The organism is Robertmurraya kyonggiensis, assembly GCF_005116465.1.
GTDB classification, from domain to species: Bacteria; Bacillota; Bacilli; order Bacillales; family Cytobacillaceae; genus Robertmurraya; species Robertmurraya kyonggiensis.
Genome location: NZ_SWBM01000002.1, coordinates 72566 through 90166, shown reverse-complemented (window position 1 = coordinate 90166; position 17601 = coordinate 72566). Strand labels below are relative to the sequence as shown.

The following is a 17601-nucleotide window of genomic DNA, read 5'->3' as shown; positions in this document are numbered from 1 at the left end:
TTAAATTTGGATGAATGGACGACTTTTCAAATCTGAAATCAATCTTCTTAACTGCTATTCTGTAACTATTTTGTAACCAATTGTTGCAACCATCCTTTTATACTAATTCAAGTGAGATGAAAAGGAAATTTGATGGCCGTATGCAGAACCAATTCGATACCATCAACACAAAAAATGAAGTAAAAAGCAGGTGGAGATAATGTGCGGGTTTGTAGGATGTTTAAGCAGTCGTCCCTTGGCTCTGAATAATGAAGATAAAGAACAACTAAGGGAAATGACTCATACGATTATCCATAGGGGCCCTGATGCTGAAGGGTATTTTTTCAATGAATATGTGAATTTTGGTTTTAGAAGATTAAGTATCATAGATGTGGAGAAGGGCAGTCAGCCTCTATCTTATGAAAATGAAAGATATTGGATTGTATTTAATGGAGAAATATATAACTATGTCGAGCTTAAAGCAGAATTGCTGGAATGCGGGCACATGTTCAGCACGGATACCGATACGGAAGTCATCATTGCTCTCTATAGCAGAATAAAGGAAGAAACCGCTCGCAAACTGCGGGGCATGTTTGCCTTTGTCATTTGGGACAAGCTCGAGCAGAGACTGTATGGTGCCAGAGACCACTTTGGGATTAAGCCTTTCTTTTATAGCGAACAGTCTGATATTACTTATTTTGCTTCCGAAAAAAAGTCGATGTTAAAAGTTATTAAAGATGAGTTGGACATTCATTCTTTCCAGCATTTTTTAAGCTTTCAATATGTTCCTGAACCTAATACGATTACAAAGTCTATTAAAAAATTGTCACCGGGGCATTATTTCACCCAAAAGCCAGGAGAAAGAATGAAGATTGTTTCTTATTGGGAGCCACAATTTAAACCATCTAACATGGAAAATTCTAAGTTAATTAAAGAAATCCAAGATAGTTTAATAGATTCAGTAAACGTTCACATGAGAAGTGACGTGCCAATTGGGGCCTTCCTTTCTGGAGGGATTGATTCTTCTTTTATAGTTTCTTTAGCAAAAGAAGTAAATCCTATGATTAAAACTTTTTCAGTAGGCTTTGAAACGAAAGGGTACAGTGAAATTGATATAGCCAAAGAAACAGCGCATCATTTACATGTAGAAAATATATCATATTTAATCAGCCCGGAAGAATTCATGAACAAATTGCCGAAGATTATTTGGCATATGGATGATCCGCTGGCTGATCCTGCTGCTGTCCCTTTATATTTTCTGTCCAGAGAAGCTCGGAAGCATGTAAAGGTAGCCCTATCCGGAGAAGGAGCAGACGAATTGTTCGGGGGATATAATATTTATAGAGAACCCCAATCATTACAAGTGTTTAGCTATATCCCATCTCCTATAAAAGCTATTTTAAGAGTGGTCGCGAGTCGCATTCCGGATGGGGTCAGAGGAAAAAGTTTAATAGAGAGAGGCATTACCCCCCTAAATAGACGATATATCGGCAATGCTAATATTTTTAACGAAAAAGAAAAGAAACATCTATTGGTGAAATATCTATCTAATGTAGAAAATGAAAAAATAACAGATCTACTTTACTCTAATTCTTTATCCTATGATGATGTCACAAAAATGCAATATATTGATATCCAAACCTGGCTAAAAGGAGACATTTTATCAAAGGCAGATAAAATGTCGATGGCTAACTCGCTAGAAGTAAGAGTGCCTTTCTTGGACAAAAGGGTTTTCAGCGCTGCTTCAAAACTTACCAGCAGCCAAAAGATAAACAATGGCCAGACCAAATTCCTTCTGCGGGAAGCAGCAAAAGGAATAGTACCACAACATGTAAGGAACAGAAAAAAACTGGGATTTCCAGTGCCTATTCGACATTGGCTAAAAAATGAAATGTATGATTGGGCTATCCAGTTAATCAATGACAGCCAAACAGACTCTTTATTTAATAAAGAAGAGATCAATACGTTACTTGCTGATCATGTTCTCGAAAAGAAGGATAACAGTCGAAAGCTATGGTCAATCTTCACATTCATGATATGGCATCAAATTTATATTGAAAAAGTATATCAGTTTGATAACCAAGTAGTAAACAAAACATTTGTTCCATCATAAATTGATACGAGTCAATCTGCATAGAGGAAATTTGAAATGTTAGTGGTTTCCTATCCTTTGAAATTATAGAATAAAGCCCCGCTAATCTATTAACAAAACAAGTAATCGCAGTAAAAAAGCGTGGATTTCCGCTCCAGGTGCTTGCTTTCATCGCAGCGACTGCCAGCTCCAACCGGAGTAAGGGTGACCAGGATCAGTCGACGTGACAGCCACCGCGTTCCGGTGCCCGCTGCGCGTACGCAAAAATGTGGATCAACACCAAGTACCTCTGGGGTCAGCACCTTCAGTCGTCTGAGAATGCCGCGCTGCAGAGCATGCTAAAGACCGACTCCTACTCAGTCCATTAGTGCTTCTACAAGTACTAGCAACCCGACCGTTTATAGCACTTGCAGCGTAACATCCAACCACAAAAAGGAGTCACTCGTATGGAAAAGAAGACGTCAATTTTCATCGCAACCCACGGTGTAATGACCAATGTGGTCGACGTGATCAGCAGGAAGCTCGAATTGAGCACCACCTGCGATGACAACGGTGCCATCACGTATGTTGGCGCCGAGGAGTGGTACACACTGCCGGGCAAAGACTACCACGATCCGCTTGACCACGAGGTTGTCCACCGCATGCCTCGCCACCGTGCTAGAGCGCTCTTGAGACGGACTGACCTTGCTGCGTTCCTAATAGTCCAATGAAACCCAGTAGTTCTTGAAGAAGGTTTATAAGGGTATGACAACCATAATAAAAGCCAAAAATAAGCAAGCTTTTAATCATATCTTGCATATTTTTGGCTTATTTTTATTATAAACAAAAACCTCATTTACTTATGATAAGGTTCATCGCTAAGTACCTAAGGGAGTTTGTTTACTAAGTATACGAAAGGTTACCCAACTATTTTTGTCCCATGTGCTTCTTCAACATTTAACTCGGAAGTGATTAATGGAAGATTTTTAGTATTAATTCCGCCGCCAGGGAGGATAACGATTCTGTCATCTGCATAGTCTATATATTCCTTCAACCTGCCAAGGTTATCCTCGATCTTGGTATCTGGTTGACCACCATGAGTTAAGATTCGACTTACCCCGTGTTTCTCCAGCCAATCAATAGCTTTAAACTGATTTTCAGGGCTTATTTGGTCAAATGCCATGTGAAAGGTTACCTCTAGTCCTTTGGCTAAATCTAGTAAGGCGATCATAGCCTCTTCATCAATCCAGCCAGAGTCATTTAAACACCCAAACACCACTCCATCTGTTCCTAATTCCTTCAAATGGACAAGGTCCTGCTTCATCATTTCTATTTCTTCTTTACTGTAAATAAAATTGCCGCCTCTTGGCCTGATCATGCTCATAACCTTAACGTTTTTACTGTGACAGTAGTTAATCGTCACTACTGCTACACCGGGACTTACGGTTGTGCCTCCTACAGCAAGGTTGTCACAAAGTTCAATCCTTCTAGCCCCATTAGCAATTACCTCAGGGACATTCGTAAAATTCTCTACACAAGCTTCTTTAAGCATACTTACATCCACCTTTATTGAGTTCATTTGAAGAAATCAACATTTACTATTGGTATGGTTCACATAAATATTTTAAAACCAAGTATTCTTGGATTTTTTGATAACAAAAAGAATTCTGGTACTTAATTAAGGTAAATAAAGATAGTTAAATAATCGGAGATTTTTCGGTTATATACAGAATGGTGCCGTTTCGGAAGTAACTAAGGGGAATTTTTCCGATTACGCAATGAAAAATCACTCATTTACTCGTTTTTCGAGTCGATAGATGGAATTTCTCCGTCTATTTAAGGTATTTTTTATTCTATTTTTTAATTAAGGGAAGTTATTCCAACTATTTATTAGATCGGGCACTTTACCTAATCTCCCAAACCTTAAGGGGAGACGTTTGGGTAAAACATCACTTACTTATGATAAGGTTCACCGTAGTTATTTAAGAGGCAAAAATAAAGCATTGGTAAACGATTTTACCAATGCCCTTTTTCTTATTAGTGATATTTCTGATTTTAAAATCAACATTATTTATGTCCAATCGAATTGTTTAACGTCTGCATTTTCCAACATTTGATAAATGACATTTATCTTAGATCTTTCTTGTCCATAGAAGCGGTTTTTACAAAAGGTAAAAATCATTCGAGTTTTTGCTCTAGACATTGCAACAAAAAATGTAAATTTTTCATCATCTGGAGAATCCTCAAAATTCCAAAAAGCTCTATCTTCTAGTCCCAATAAAATCACAGACTCAAACTCAAGACCTTTACTTTTATGAATTGACATAATTGGGATTGAATAAATCCCCAAAAAATCTTCTATTGCTTTATTCCAAACCTTATGCTTTTCATATGAATAAAAAAGGAACTCCGCTGTTTGCCTTACTTTTATTTCCAGATATTTCCCTTTCCTATACTCTGGATAACTACTTTTAATTAAATCTAAACCTATCAAAGTTAAAATTTTGTATAACCATTGCTCTACTACTTTTTCGGTCACTTTTATTGCCTCATCTTTTAGAGTCTCTTTAAATTCAACTATAAAACTATTAATTTCTTTTTCTACTTGATAAGATTCTGTTTCATTATCGCCACGTAAACTTAATACATTCGATATTAAACTAGACCAAGCATTAGGATCACGATCTGTTGTGGCTAAAAAAAATACATCGATTATATATTTCATAAAATTTTCCGATAGTAAGTCTTGCCATTGATCCTCTATCCTTGAGTGTATTCCTAAATTACTTAATTCATCTATAAGCATGTCACAATACATATCTGCCCGTTGTCTAACTAAAATACCTATATCTCTCCGTTCAAGTTTTTCTTGATCAATCCACGTTTTAATTTCTATTGCCAATTTTTTTGCTTCTTCAGAAGCATAGGCAAAGTTCCATATTTCGCATATTCCCTCTTTCTCATTCTTCCATTTGTCAGATGGTGATATTACTGTTGAACCACCCATCATGTCATTTATTATTGATGTTTGAATTCGGACTAAATTAGGAGCAGACCTATGATTTAAAACCATCTCAAATTCTTTAGCCTTAAAGTCTTCCTTAAATTGATTAAATACGCCCTCCATCGCACCTGCCCAACCCATAATCTTTTGTTTAAGGTCACCCACAGCGGTCACTGAAACAGTTGAATCCATAAAAATTGTTCTAACTAAGTCGTACTGGATTAATGTTGTGTCCTGAAATTCATCTAAAAATACATGACTATATGTAGCTCTGATTGCTCTTAAAATCTTGGGGTTTGACCTAAATAAGTATTCAACAATTCTTGAAATCATGGGGAAGGTTAACATTGAATTTTCTTTATCATTAATATAGTTTTTCCAAAGTTGAAACTTATACCATGATTCTATTGAATTTATTTTGTCCGTTTGTAATGGTAGTCTATCATTGGCGTAAGTCTTAGCAAAAAGTTCATAATCAAAGTAGTAATTCCACCCATTGCCCTCACTAGGTTCTTCTGCTTCTTCTCTAAGTTTGGTTACATCTCTTCTATTAAAATTAACTATTTCATACTCCGGAGTTGGTCTATAAAATTCAGGTATAGCTAAACGAAATCTATCCATCAGTTGTTTTGCAAATGAGTCATATGTTAAGGACACAAACCTATTTGCAAATTCTTTTCCTGATCGTTTTTCAACTCGTTCTTTTAAATTCTTAGCTGCATCTTTCTTAAAACTTATAGCAAGTATTCTGGCAGGATAAGTGCTCGTGTTTGTTTCTAACAAATAACAAGCTTTCTGTGCCAACAATTCGGTTTTTCCTGCTCCGGGACCAGCTAACACATAAGCGTTTTTCTCGTACTTTACTACATCTTGCGCAGCGCTTTCTAAAACTACATCGTCTTTTGGAATCCAAGATTCTTTTTTTACATAGTTATTCAGAAAAATCACCATCAATAATTGATTTAATTCCCTTCATTAACTTTTGTAGTGGAATTGGCAATTGCTCACTTAATAGGTTGGAATCTATATTTTCTAATGCCATAATATGAGTACTTGGTTTACCTCTACCTAAGAAAAAGTAATCATACCAAATCATTAATTCTTTCTGTTCTTCTGAATAAGTGAATCCAGAACCTCCCTCGGTTTTTAAGGTTGCTCTGACTCCCTTTTCCAAGCGATCAGAATATTCAATAGAACCTTTCGCTTTATCTACACCCTTTGGGCCTCCATGTATAGGAACTAGTTTTTTATATGCCTCTAAAAAACTTTCAATCATTAGGAAATCAATATCTAGTGGAGCTGAAAAGTAAACCCCATAACTCTCTAAAAATTCAACCCAAGAATATAGATTTTCCCTCTCATCTACCTTCTCTATAGACCATGTATGCATCTGAGAAAATTGATCATCACTTAATACTCCGTTTTGTACAGATAGTAACTCACGCTTATCAAAACCTATTTCGATCAATTGCTGTAATGCATATTTAATTCGACCCCATCCACCTCCATTTCGTTCTAAATCTAAATCCAATAAAGTTAAATAAGGGATATTCAACTGATGTAGTAATTTCCATAAATGATTTACGTGTCTTCCACCCAATGGAACGATAGAAATATTGCTTTGATCTAAATCAGTATCTAAAAGGTTAATTATCTTTGGAAGTATAATCTCTTCACTTTCACCTTCTCCTAAAACAACTAATTGTGAAAAATACAGTTCTGGATATGCCATAATTGCAGCTTTTATATATTTATATTCATCTTCTTTATCTTTCTCAGGAAGTATTATTGAATTTACGATAGTTCTTATTGCTTTTTGATCGATTCTAAAATGGAGAATTGACTTTGGGTCAACTCTTTTAATCATCGAAGGTGAGTGGGTAGCAACTAAAACTTGTGCATTATCATTTTCAGAAACGTCAGTTAAGGCTTTCATTATTCGACCAAGCAAGTGCGGAGAAATATGATTTTCTGGCTCTTCTACGGCTAGTAACGTCAACACTGGTGGTTGAAGTTTATACACTTTTTTATCTTCCTCAGCTTCATCTTGTAATGCCTCATTCTCAATTTCTAAAAAAGAATTTACTATAGTTAAGTAAAAAATTGAGCGTAGCCCATCACCTAATTGATCCACCTTATATTTGCTTCCTGTTTCAGTTGGTTCAAAATAAACCTCTACCTTTTTTAGAATTGAGTCTAAATCTGCATGGTTGAAAGCCACCATAGTTGAACGATAGCGAAAATCATTATGGTATTTTCTCCATTGACTATTAAGTATTTCTCTTAACCGTTTAACACCATTTACTTCATCAAAAATTCCATCAACTTGCTTCATTTTTTCTTGTATGTCACTATTAATTTCTTTAGGCCAGTTAATTCCTTTTAAAATCCTCCCTAAGATAGATCCTGATGCATTTTTTAATTGTACGGCCGGGTCTCTTGTTGCAGGTATATATATCATTTGAATTTGGGATCGCTCACTAGCTTTAACTGGCTGTAAATCTTCATCCTCTGCTTTCGTTCCTAATGGAGATAGGACATAATATAATGCTTGCTCAATATTTCCTTCTAAAGTATTACCTTCTGATAACTCAGCTTTTAGCCTTATACGTACATAAGGACTTCCATCAACTTCACCTGCAACCATATGATTAAAATGCGGGGGGATAGTAGTATTTACCTTCTCAGCATCATTTTCCAGTTCTTTAAAATCAATTACAGCCTCTATAGAAAGTGAAGACTCGTCATAATCTAATGGATTTTCATTAGCAGGTATATGGAAATCTGACCTTTCTATTAGTCTATCTCTTTGATACGGACTAAAAAGTTTAAGTAGAGCTTGGATTGCAGAAGTTTTACCACTGCTATTTGCTCCAACTAGAACTGACAATTTTTCTAATTCTAACTCAGTATTAGTCGGACCAAAGGATCGAAAATTATTAATAATCAATTTCGTTATTTTCATACCAAACAACTCCTTTTTATTAGTTTTTACAAATAACCCCTAAAAAAACCTTCATTAATCAACCTGAATAATTAACTTCTAACGCCTTTATATAATCCAACAAGTTTCAATACCCCTTACATTCAGGTCTATAATTATCTATATACAAGTTTTATGTCTGTGCTTGATAGAATTAATAAAGAGACATTCTAATAATCATTTAAAATCTCACTACATTTCAGATATATATTTCCAGTCTGTGCTGCATGTCTGCGCTTTCTAATAATTAGAGATACAAAGTCAAGATACATGGGGACGGTTCTCATATTTCTCAGTTAAAATAGGGTTACTAAATAAGTTCTAATAAATGTTTTTTATAGAATGATCTTGGTGCCACCATCCTTAATTTGTTTAATCTAATGTGAAAATTGCAGTACCCTAACCTTTTGCCACATTCACAAGGACAAGTTTTCTTGTTAGCCATTCTTTTTTTCATACAAAGCAATGTTAGGAGGTAAGAGGTCAATCAGCCAAGGTGTTCCATATTATTAGTAATGGAGTAAAATAATAATTACTTACAAAAATCGGAGTGAAATGTTGAGCTTCCAGCCTTTTATCTAAAACAATAGGGGGTTACGTAATGATAAGAAATACTCGCGATAGATTAGCTAAAGAAATATCCAATAAAAAAGGGATAGATTTAATTCAAGCGCAAGAAATTATCGATTTATTTTTGCAACTAATTCATGAAGAAGGTTACGCCGTTATAAAACAAAATACACAATACGCAAAAAAACAGATGGATAGTTCATTAAGTAGTTCAGATAACGTGGAGAAAACATAAAATTTTAACTAAAAAGTGATTTCTCCACATAAATAGCAAGTAAATTAACAATTAAATTAAAACAAAAAAGCTTTTCCCAAGCTTTTTGTTTTAAATGTGGGTGCTCTTATTCCATTAAGCCTCCCCTTTGTTCAAGAAGAAAATATCTAAAAGTCAGACATTCCAAATATAAATAAAGCGATAATGACCAGATATCCCAAAGGAAGTACAATTAAAATAGTCGCTGATGCCTTCCTCCAAAATCCGCTCTTACTGTACCAAGAAGCAATTGCTGAAGCTAAATATCCAGTGACTATTATTAATACCCACAAATGTCCAATTTGTTTTCCAACGAGAGCTTGTAAAATTAAATAAGTGGCAATTAAGATTAAGATGGATACTATTCCTAAGTATTTACGCAATTAAAGCTCTCCTTTCTTCAAGATATTTCACCATATCTTTTCAACTAATAAGGCGTTAGTTGAATAACAGTGTTTTCATAATCTTTAAGTAAATTTTACCACATAATGTTAAATATCCTTGTTTTTTCTCGAAGATTTACTACTTATCACCAATGCAGTTACCAATGGGTAACATCAGGAAAGTCGTATTTACAACGTTAAGGATTTCGAAAGAAAAAAATGCCTATTCCCTCTATATTTTTTGCGAGGGATTAGGCTTTTGATTTTCCACAAACGCGTCGATTGTTGAAGATAACATTAGTCTATTGAATAGTATCGTTGTACTGTTCATTAAGAGATCCATTTAAAACACAGGGGCTTCTTCAACAAACGCTCCCATTAGTTTAAGTACAATCTTTCACAAACTTTTTTAAATTCCCCCATTGCTTAATATTTGAAAAGCCCCCTTAGTTATGAAATCTCCCTTGTCAAACCAATAAATTATTAATTTTCCATGCAATATTACATATTTGATAATAAAATACCAGATACTTGTTATAGAATATAAATTAATCTTAAAAAGGAATTGATTATATGGATAATAAAAATGCTGCAAAGTTAACTGCTGGTGAGTTAGCACACTGTTGGGAACAGTTAATGAATTATAGTATGTCAAATGTTGTTTTGGAGTATCTGACCTTAACAACAGAACTAGAAGAAGTTAAATCTCTTTGTAGTGAGGCGGGTTCTATTTCTAAATCTGCTGTACAATTTTTTGAATCTGTTCTACGAAGTGAAAACTATCCAATCCCCAAAGGCTTTAACATTAAAGACGATTTAAACCCAAATGCCCCTAAGATGTATACGGATGTTTTTATTCTATTTTATTTAAATAATATGTCAAAAATTGGAATGTCCTTAACGAGTATGGCACTATCCGATTCAGTAAGGGAGGATATCCGCAATTTTTTCCACGAACAATTAAAAAACGTTTCAAGTTTATTTGAACGGACAACAACTATTCTATTGGAAAAGGGAGTATTTGTAAGACCTCCTTCAATTACCTCCACTCATGAAACAAACCCGATTGCAGATAAAGGATTTTTGGGTAATTTCTTTAATGATAATAGAGAATTAACGGCTAGAGAAGCAAATGAGCTACACAAAAATGTTTTTATGAATTATATTGGTAAAAACTTATTAATTGGATTTATACAATCTACATCTAATCAGCAATTAATGAGTTTATTGCAACATGGAAAAGAATTATCTTTAAATATTATAGACAAATTAGGTGATATTTTAGTTCAAAATGATTTGCCTATTTCAATGACTTGGGATACGAATGTTTTGGATGGTAAAACATCTCCTTTTTCAGATAAATTAATATCTTATCTATTAGACCAACTTAATCGTGATGGTATCGCCAGTTATGGATATAGTGCAGCAGTAAGTATCCGAAAAGATTTAAAAACTACATATGCAAAGATAATTGCAGATGTGTATCAATATGAAGAAAATATAAAAACCTTTATGATAAAAAATGAGTGGATGGAGAAACCTCCTGTTGCACTAAATAGGGATAAGCTTGCTCAAGGCTAAAGAAAAATAAAGCTACCAAAGCACGGTAGCTTTTTTGTTTTTTCAAAGGAGTATTCCAAATCTCCATTAAAAAATGGTGAGTGTACCAGATATATGAAAGCCATTATTCCACTAACCAACTTCGTTAGTTTAAGTGAAACAATTCACAAACATAACAATTATTCATACTAAAATCATACCAGTAAATAACAGGTCACGGTCCTAATTTTCCAAAAGTCATTTCAAAGGTTGCTGCACAGTATATGTCTACTACGTAATACATGAGTTACTCCACAATCTGGCCCGTTTATGGAAGACGGGTCTTATTGAAAACTATCTCACTGCATTAAATAGTTATTTAATGCAGTGAGTCTATTTCTCTAGATATTTCTGGATTAATTAGTTTATGAAAACATACAATTAATTCTTTATGTAAGAGGTAAAGAAAGGCGACAGATTCATTTCATATCTCTCGACTGTAGCTTCACTACGATTTTTTTTTGGAAGCTATCTTCCCATAGTTAAACTCTATTACATTTTCGTATATTTCCCTCTCTCCATGAGCCAGTTATTACTCCTTTTAACAGCCCACCAGATAGATTTTTGTATTGCCGTCTTATAATAAGACTGCACCACCTCGTTGTAGAAAGAGGACGATTCAAACAGCTTTACCATTTCCTTATTTGTAAAAACTCTACCCTTTTCAACTTTCTTTTCAAAATCAAGTATAAAATTTAACGTTTCTTCATTAAGGTTAAACTTTTCAACCATCACCAATGGAATTTCTCCTTTTCAAATTAATAACAGTACCCGAAGAGATAACTTTTTGCTGCTCAACACGGTATTTTATATTTACTAAGCAATTGAAAGAATACTTGGATGCTCAAACGTGCCAATGGTACAGTCAAAGGCAACATAATAAAAGCATAAATGGTTCCCCAAACTAAGACACCCTCTACATTAACGCCAGTAAAACCACCCGCTGTATAAGTTCTAAGGCTTCCTCCCCTGACAAGATACTCACCAAATAAAGCCCCAATAGTTCCACTATAGAGGGTTATAAACAATGCCGATATTAGACTCAATAACCAAAGTTTTTTGTTTGATACATTTTCTCGTTTTGCAAAATAAGATCCTAATATTGAAAAGGTTAATACAAAGGGAATAAACGTTGCGTAGTATAACCATCTCTCTCCAAATAAAGATGTAAAGCCACCTGCTAATCCTTGTGCAACTACCATAAATATAAATGAAATACAGAACGATAAAATTAAACCGAAAATAATTCCAATTATAATCCCCTTTGTAATTTTCATTACGATGGTTCCCCCTTAATATATGAAATTGATTTTCAACCTAACTTATTATAAATATTCCTTTTATTTTAACAGAAATATACAAATAATTTTACAATTTTTCTTGTGGAATAATTCACACTAGTAAAATTAGTTATCCACCAATATATTGGTAAAAATAGGGGTATTCCTAATGAACCTAAAAAACCGTCTAAATTGAAGACGGTTTTTAATTCATTATTGGTATCCATTCTGAAGAATTTCCGTAGCTATTCTAATTCGCCTGTATTCTTCTAAGAAGCAGTTCAACTCGTTTAACAATTTTTCTTCAAATTGTTGTAGCATCCTTTTATCATTTACTCTTACATAGCCTAATCCTTTTTTCGATACAATGTCATTCGTGTGTTTTCTCAAGCTTATAACACCTCTCAAATATTTTTATTAATTGCAGATGACTACTTCAACACCGTTTGTACGAAGAAAGTCTAATACTTTAGCTAAATCCTCATTTTTTCTGCTAATACGGTTATAATCCTTTATTACCACCTTTCCAATCATTCCAGCTTCAATGTCTTTTTTCATTTTCTGAAACGAACCTCTTTTAAAAGGATCAGATATACCTGAGCATGAATCGTCAATATAAAATTTATCAATATTATTAAGTCTACTCTTTAGTATTTGAGCGCTTGGTTGGTAATCTTCTTTACTTCCAAAATTTGTTCTATGGTAAAATACGATTTTCTTATTGCTAGTCATTTTATTTTCCTCCAGTTTAATCTTTTTATCTGTCTTCATTGATAAAATCCTTTGAACTCTGTTGAAAAGTTCTGGTGTCACAATTGATGGCACACTTATTTTTTTCCATTCACTTTGAGGATTTTTAATGATTTGAGATTTGCCGTCATCTAGATACCGAGTTGTTGTCTTGTTAAAATATAGTTCTCCAATATAAATAGGAGATTTTGCTATTAATCTGATATTACTTGGAGTCCAAGGCCTATTCTTATAAGAATATCCATGACTATTAAGCATGTTAGAAACACTCTTATAAGATTTCTCCTCAGCTAAATATTGAAATACTTTTTCTACAACTTTAGCTTCTTGTACATCGATTTGTAGTTTTCCATATGAGGAACGGTAACCAAAAGGTACTCTGCTAATAATAACCTGCCCTTGTTCTCTTGCTCTTTTTAATCCTAATGCTATCCTCGCAGCTTTATGCTTTCTTTCTTCTTCTAAAAGGTACTGATATAAGTTTTCATTATTTCCTTGCTCTAAACTGTCCCTTTTTGACATATAAATCACTCTCTTTTCTATATTTTTGATTAAATACGACAAAAAAACCCCAACGAATAAACCTACGAATTAATAAAATGTCGTAAATTTATTTGTTGGGGTTTTCCCTTGTCCGTTTATTAAGTTGTAAATATAATAACACCTAAATTAGCATTTTGCAATAGCTAATTTATAGTTTTATTGAATTTTAAAAATTAGGGTTTTAATCGCTCTTCCTCTATTTCTAAGAGGAACAATTTTCTTAAATCGTATTCCTTTCTCCCTTAAAACATCTTCAAGATAAAATTGAGCATCACAATCTGTTAATGGTACTTTTACTTCGCCTTTCTTGATTATCTCTTCTATCAGGCTATCATATAAAGAAACTGACATTGAAATTCACCTACAACCTACTCCGTAATAACATATCATTTATTTTTAGGGTCTGTTTAACGATGCGGTTGATAATTCTTTGCTTATTTGCAAATAGAATTCATTAATAATGAAATGAATCAAATCTTTATCATCATCTGATAAAATAAACTTCTATTGATTACTTTCATTGAAATCCTTCTTAGCCAACCCAATTGCTATGATTAAAATTTTATCATCGCTAGATGCTCAATTTATCTTTATTCATCTATTTAACACTTCTAAAGTAAAAAAATAGCGCTTAGAACCTCTTAAAAAAAGTCTCACAGTTCTTAGGGATGACAAAAGCGGTGAATTCCTTACCCATTCCTTCATTCGGTTGATGCTTAATTGCCTGTATCAAAGATGAATTAGTAAAGCCAAGGGGCAATGCAAATTCACCAGTATATTCGGCAAGTTGCTGATTTATATATTTCCCCTTACTTCTTCCGCAGCTGCAGCTTTTTTCTGACAGATCCAGATTAAATATATCATTACATTCAAGGCACATTAGAAGCTTCATTTGCATCCCTCAACCTTCATTAGTGTTCTTTTCCTTATCAATCATTTCTTGAATGTGGGTTATTACTCTGGGGTCTTTTCTATACTCTGTTATTTTTTCAGTGATTAGCTTGTTTTCAAACATGCCTCTTAACAGCCTATAGTTATTAGCTTTCATTTTAAAATTATAAGAGTCATCGAGTATTAGCTTTGCAAGTAACGTCATAATAAACTCTTCTTCCCGAATTCCTTCAATCCATAGCCAAGCATCTTCTGTAAGAAACATCCGAAACTTTTCAGTAAGCATCTTTCCGAGTATTAGCTTCATCGATCCAATATCATACCCATACAACCGTTCTTTAATTTCAGGATTTTTGGTTAAAAATTTTTCAATGCTATATGCTACTGTTTTTAAATGAAAGTCCTGCTCTTCGGAAAGCAAAACCGAATGATTATTAAAATAAAGAAAAGCATCTTCATTATCAAAAAAACTACCTTCGCTTTCCTTCTCATTATTTAGATCCAATATAGGAGCAATACTTCTATAAAATTCCTGAAGTTCTTCTTCTATCCTACTATTACCTTGTTGCAATAAAAGATTCGCTTTATTATCCCATTCTGGATAACAATTGGTGAAGTTCTCCACAACCTCATTTAAAGGTATATAGGTTTTAATTTCCCGGCCCGAAAATTTGATATCCATTACCATCATTCCAAATGTTCTTTCAACAATAGCTGGATGACCTTCAATTTTGCGAAATGCCTCCAAAAAATCATAGTTTTGTGGAGGGATACTTACCCAAGTAAGAGTAATTGCCCTTAGCATTTCTTCGGGTTTATACTTGGGGCCACCTTCCTCCTTGCAAGCCATTGAAAACAAACTATTAACGTCCCTAACTAGATTCAGATAATAGACCAAGAGCTTAACAGCTCCAATTTGTGTTGGAGAAGAGTGCTTAACTAATTTTTCCTTAATCCACTTGTGGAAGGTTTCTTTATCAGAGTACGTATAAACTAGCTCTAAGATTTTTTCCTGATCTGCAATAGTCCATTTTTCAATCAATTCTATTTTTTCACTTTCATTTTTTGGAGAAAATCGGTTAAGCAACTGCCGTGGATCAACGCGTAAAGGTAACTTTATTGGGGTTGAGAGATGAGTGTCTGCCCATTGTTTTGCTTTTACACACTGCAGATGATCTATATCTCCACTTACACTAGCAAACTTTGGGAAACGGCTCTCAATTAGCATAGCTATGGCTAATATGTAAAGATGGTATGGATATCCTTGAGTCTTAGCATTAAAAACAACAACTGAGCTTTCGTATCCCTTTAAAATATCTGTTTCATTATTAAAAGCTGGCGCAGCCTCCCTATACATTTTAATATCAGAGTAAAGCCTGAAAGTTTCTGCAAATTTCTTACTGCCTAAGTTCCCACATGTTCTCCAAAATCGAGAAGTCTCTTCATGTTCTTCGGATTTAACATATACAGGCATCTGAATATCAAATAACTTTTTTTCTCCTAAATCTGCAAAATCATAAGCTTTCAGTAATTTCACGGTTTCTTTATAAACACTTATCCAATCTTGTTGTGAAATCTGATGAGGAAGAATAGACAGACGAACATAAGTACCCACCCAAAACCACACCCTTTTTTCAGTTACAATTAAAAGAGAACTCGCTTCTCCTTTATTTCGATGTTTTAATATCGCCGAAAAAAAGACTATCCCAACATTAATAAGATAACCTTTTATAGTTGTTTTTCCGGAATTGACTGCGCCTCCTAGAATTATAGAACAGCTGCATTTATTGCACCATGTTACTCAATTCTAAAAGTAGATCTGTTAGCTTTGTTATATACTCGTTGTACATCTTTCTTTGATTGTTCTACATATGACTTAATCATGGAATAATCGTTCGGGTTAGCATCTTCAACTTTCTCCAATGTTGCTCCTACACTTCCAGCCAAATATCCAGCTGCCCCCAGTATCGTTCGCAGTTCGTGTGTCACTTCTGAAGTTAATGCTTCATGAGCATTATTTTTCATAATGTTTTCATCTGCATCATCAACAATTGTTGCTAAATCTATTACCAGCTTTCCTGAATATACCTGCATCTCAGATGCCTCCCTCTTATAACTATTTATTAGTCCTCCCTAGCGCTCACCTTTAATAGCGAATATACTGCTTTTTTCAGCTGTTATTTTCCTTCTCTATTCTCTTACCCGCCTTTATAAGTGACAGGTGAAAAATATCCTTTTTGTCGCAATCTTCACTACTATTAAAGTCAAAAATAAAGTTTTCAGTTACAACCTCGTACTTTGCAAGGACGGTTATTATATCCATTAAAAGTTCATCATAAATATCGGTACGAGGATCCTGATATATTTCTGTAATTCTATATAAGTCCACTTGAATAAATCCTAAATGTTTAGAATATGCCAAAGATGAGCCTCCCATTAAAACATTTTCTGCGGATTTACTAAGGTGTTTATTGCAAACACGAGTGCATCATTAAAAGCAGTGCGATATGCTAATTTCGTTTGGATATGTACCTGCTCAAAAATGTTAGCTCTAATATCATCAATCAATTCATCTTTTTTGGTTTCATCCTCGAACTTTTCAAATTGTCCAAGCTTTTCATCTAGATCCTTATGAAGCAATTCCGAGTACATAACATACTCTTCACTTGTAATAATTTGTTCGAGTCTTTCTTCAATTAACTTGTTTACTACCTTTTGAAATCCATCGATCATTATTGTCACCCTCTTTTATTCTTAATAAGAATATATTTATATTTAGAATATAACATGGTTTATATTGATTGTAAAATGCAATAACGATACGATTACTAATAATGACGATTTTCAGAGGGTTGAAATATGAGTGATTTAATAATTGGAAGACTAATAAAGGAACTTAGAAAGAAAAATAATATGACAATGGTTGACTTCGCTAAAAAAATTAAAATATCCCAGCCGTCCCTATCTAAGATTGAATCAGGAAGACAGGAAGTATCATTTTCCTTGTTAGAATCTATATGTCATGAATTTGACATTACAAGAAGTCAATTTTTTCAAATGATTGAAAAGGATAGTATATATCACCAAACTTCTTCGGATATAAATTTTGAAGAAGTTGTCGATGCGGACAAAGAAATTGAACATAAAATCGGAGAATTAGTTTCAAAGATGACATTTGAACAAAAAAAAGCATTGTTCATTTTTTTATTTTCCAGTAGCAGAGAATAGTAATACTCTTCAAAACTTTAACTTTTTATATCAAAAAGACCTAAATCATGGGTTTGTTCCATCCATG

Annotated in this window: 19 protein-coding genes; 5 read left to right on the top strand and 14 right to left on the bottom strand. The window is 33.8% G+C overall.

What is annotated here, in order from left to right:
- Window positions 1-199 precede the first annotated feature (199 nt).
- The gene (gene asnB / locus FA727_RS11650; RefSeq protein ID WP_136831128.1) at window positions 200-2092 is read left to right on the top strand and encodes an asparagine synthase (glutamine-hydrolyzing); all 1893 of its coding nucleotides are present in this window, start codon (window positions 200-202) and stop codon (window positions 2090-2092) included.
- Between the two features lie 425 nt (window positions 2093-2517).
- Window positions 2518-2781: a hypothetical protein gene (locus FA727_RS11640; RefSeq protein WP_246041843.1), complete on the top strand. Its 264-nt coding sequence runs from the start codon at window positions 2518-2520 to the stop codon at window positions 2779-2781.
- Between the two features lie 188 nt (window positions 2782-2969).
- Here the strand turns inward: FA727_RS11640 and FA727_RS11635 are convergent, their stop codons facing one another.
- From FA727_RS11635 to FA727_RS11625, 3 genes are all read right to left on the bottom strand, one after another.
- Window positions 2970-3602 carry a copper homeostasis protein CutC gene (locus tag FA727_RS11635; protein ID WP_136831127.1) on the bottom strand — a complete coding sequence of 211 codons (633 nt, stop codon included), beginning with the start codon at window positions 3600-3602 and terminating at the stop codon, window positions 2970-2972.
- Between the two features lie 519 nt (window positions 3603-4121).
- Window positions 4122-6005: a UvrD-helicase domain-containing protein gene (locus FA727_RS11630; protein ID WP_158318841.1), complete on the bottom strand. Its 1884-nt coding sequence runs from the start codon at window positions 6003-6005 to the stop codon at window positions 4122-4124.
- Window positions 5986-8019: an ATP-dependent nuclease gene (locus tag FA727_RS11625; protein WP_136831125.1), complete on the bottom strand. Its 2034-nt coding sequence runs from the start codon at window positions 8017-8019 to the stop codon at window positions 5986-5988. The genes FA727_RS11630 and FA727_RS11625 overlap by 20 nt, the downstream gene beginning before the upstream one ends.
- 619 nt (window positions 8020-8638) lie before the next feature.
- Here FA727_RS11625 and FA727_RS11620 point away from each other — a divergent pair.
- Window positions 8639-8842 carry a hypothetical protein gene (locus FA727_RS11620; RefSeq protein ID WP_078989024.1) on the top strand — a complete coding sequence of 68 codons (204 nt, stop codon included), beginning with the start codon at window positions 8639-8641 and terminating at the stop codon, window positions 8840-8842.
- Window positions 8843-8988: 146 nt separating this feature from the next.
- Here the strand turns inward: FA727_RS11620 and FA727_RS11615 are convergent, their stop codons facing one another.
- Window positions 8989-9243 carry a hypothetical protein gene (locus FA727_RS11615; protein WP_078989023.1) on the bottom strand — a complete coding sequence of 85 codons (255 nt, stop codon included), beginning with the start codon at window positions 9241-9243 and terminating at the stop codon, window positions 8989-8991.
- Window positions 9244-9816: 573 nt separating this feature from the next.
- On the opposite strand from FA727_RS11615, the gene FA727_RS11610 reads away from it, so the two are divergent.
- Window positions 9817-10824: a DUF3231 family protein gene (locus FA727_RS11610; RefSeq protein WP_136831124.1), complete on the top strand. Its 1008-nt coding sequence runs from the start codon at window positions 9817-9819 to the stop codon at window positions 10822-10824.
- Between the two features lie 510 nt (window positions 10825-11334).
- On the opposite strand, the gene FA727_RS11605 is transcribed toward FA727_RS11610, so the two are convergent.
- The 10 genes from FA727_RS11605 to FA727_RS11565 all read right to left on the bottom strand — a co-directional run bounded on the left by FA727_RS11605 (window position 11335) and on the right by FA727_RS11565 (window position 17039).
- Window positions 11335-11574, bottom strand: a complete 240-nt coding sequence (locus tag FA727_RS11605; RefSeq protein ID WP_246041880.1) for a hypothetical protein — start codon at window positions 11572-11574, stop codon at window positions 11335-11337.
- Window positions 11575-11636: 62 nt separating this feature from the next.
- Entirely contained in the window at window positions 11637-12119 is a 483-nt protein-coding gene (locus FA727_RS11600; RefSeq protein WP_136831123.1) for a hypothetical protein, read from the bottom strand.
- Window positions 12120-12335: 216 nt separating this feature from the next.
- Entirely contained in the window at window positions 12336-12512 is a 177-nt protein-coding gene (locus FA727_RS24040) for a hypothetical protein (protein WP_019382811.1), read from the bottom strand.
- Window positions 12513-12539: 27 nt separating this feature from the next.
- Window positions 12540-13394 (bottom strand): recombinase family protein, encoded by an 855-nt coding sequence (locus tag FA727_RS11595; protein ID WP_136831122.1) that lies wholly within the window; start codon window positions 13392-13394, stop codon window positions 12540-12542.
- Between the two features lie 177 nt (window positions 13395-13571).
- On the bottom strand, window positions 13572-13766 hold the full coding sequence (locus tag FA727_RS11590) for a hypothetical protein (protein WP_016201525.1): 195 nt from the start codon (window positions 13764-13766) through the stop codon (window positions 13572-13574).
- 280 nt (window positions 13767-14046) lie between these two features.
- Window positions 14047-14313: a hypothetical protein gene (locus tag FA727_RS11585; RefSeq protein WP_246041841.1), complete on the bottom strand. Its 267-nt coding sequence runs from the start codon at window positions 14311-14313 to the stop codon at window positions 14047-14049.
- A 3-nt stretch (window positions 14314-14316) separates the two neighbouring features.
- The gene (locus FA727_RS11580; RefSeq protein WP_246041839.1) at window positions 14317-15921 is read right to left on the bottom strand and encodes a hypothetical protein; all 1605 of its coding nucleotides are present in this window, start codon (window positions 15919-15921) and stop codon (window positions 14317-14319) included.
- Between the two features lie 182 nt (window positions 15922-16103).
- Window positions 16104-16400, bottom strand: coding sequence for a hypothetical protein (locus FA727_RS11575; protein WP_136831120.1), 297 nt, complete (start codon window positions 16398-16400; stop codon window positions 16104-16106).
- A 76-nt stretch (window positions 16401-16476) separates the two neighbouring features.
- Window positions 16477-16728 carry a hypothetical protein gene (locus FA727_RS11570; protein ID WP_136831119.1) on the bottom strand — a complete coding sequence of 84 codons (252 nt, stop codon included), beginning with the start codon at window positions 16726-16728 and terminating at the stop codon, window positions 16477-16479.
- A 14-nt stretch (window positions 16729-16742) separates the two neighbouring features.
- Window positions 16743-17039, bottom strand: a complete 297-nt coding sequence (locus FA727_RS11565; RefSeq protein WP_136831118.1) for a hypothetical protein — start codon at window positions 17037-17039, stop codon at window positions 16743-16745.
- 126 nt (window positions 17040-17165) lie between these two features.
- Here FA727_RS11565 and FA727_RS11560 point away from each other — a divergent pair, with 126 nt between their 5' ends.
- The gene (locus FA727_RS11560; RefSeq protein ID WP_136831117.1) at window positions 17166-17534 is read left to right on the top strand and encodes a helix-turn-helix domain-containing protein; all 369 of its coding nucleotides are present in this window, start codon (window positions 17166-17168) and stop codon (window positions 17532-17534) included.
- Window positions 17535-17601: the final 67 nt, after the last annotated feature.

Coding starts and splice junctions, on each gene's coding strand:
- FA727_RS11595 (WP_136831122.1), bottom strand. CDS start 13,394: ATGTCAAAAAGGGACAGTTTAGAGCAAGGAAATAATGAAAACTTATAT.
- FA727_RS11560 (WP_136831117.1), top strand. CDS start 17,166: ATGAGTGATTTAATAATTGGAAGACTAATAAAGGAACTTAGAAAGAAA.
- FA727_RS11575 (WP_136831120.1), bottom strand. CDS start 16,400: ATGCAGGTATATTCAGGAAAGCTGGTAATAGATTTAGCAACAATTGTT.
- FA727_RS11620 (WP_078989024.1), top strand. CDS start 8,639: ATGATAAGAAATACTCGCGATAGATTAGCTAAAGAAATATCCAATAAA.
- FA727_RS11585 (WP_246041841.1), bottom strand. CDS start 14,313: ATGCAAATGAAGCTTCTAATGTGCCTTGAATGTAATGATATATTTAAT.
- FA727_RS11635 (WP_136831127.1), bottom strand. CDS start 3,602: ATGCTTAAAGAAGCTTGTGTAGAGAATTTTACGAATGTCCCTGAGGTA.
- FA727_RS11625 (WP_136831125.1), bottom strand. CDS start 8,019: ATGAAAATAACGAAATTGATTATTAATAATTTTCGATCCTTTGGTCCG.
- FA727_RS11565 (WP_136831118.1), bottom strand. CDS start 17,039: ATGATCGATGGATTTCAAAAGGTAGTAAACAAGTTAATTGAAGAAAGA.
- FA727_RS11610 (WP_136831124.1), top strand. CDS start 9,817: ATGGATAATAAAAATGCTGCAAAGTTAACTGCTGGTGAGTTAGCACAC.
- FA727_RS11640 (WP_246041843.1), top strand. CDS start 2,518: ATGGAAAAGAAGACGTCAATTTTCATCGCAACCCACGGTGTAATGACC.
- FA727_RS11605 (WP_246041880.1), bottom strand. CDS start 11,574: ATGGTTGAAAAGTTTAACCTTAATGAAGAAACGTTAAATTTTATACTT.
- asnB (WP_136831128.1), top strand. CDS start 200: ATGTGCGGGTTTGTAGGATGTTTAAGCAGTCGTCCCTTGGCTCTGAAT.
- FA727_RS11590 (WP_016201525.1), bottom strand. CDS start 13,766: ATGTCAGTTTCTTTATATGATAGCCTGATAGAAGAGATAATCAAGAAA.
- FA727_RS11600 (WP_136831123.1), bottom strand. CDS start 12,119: ATGAAAATTACAAAGGGGATTATAATTGGAATTATTTTCGGTTTAATT.
- FA727_RS11630 (WP_158318841.1), bottom strand. CDS start 6,005: ATGGTGATTTTTCTGAATAACTATGTAAAAAAAGAATCTTGGATTCCA.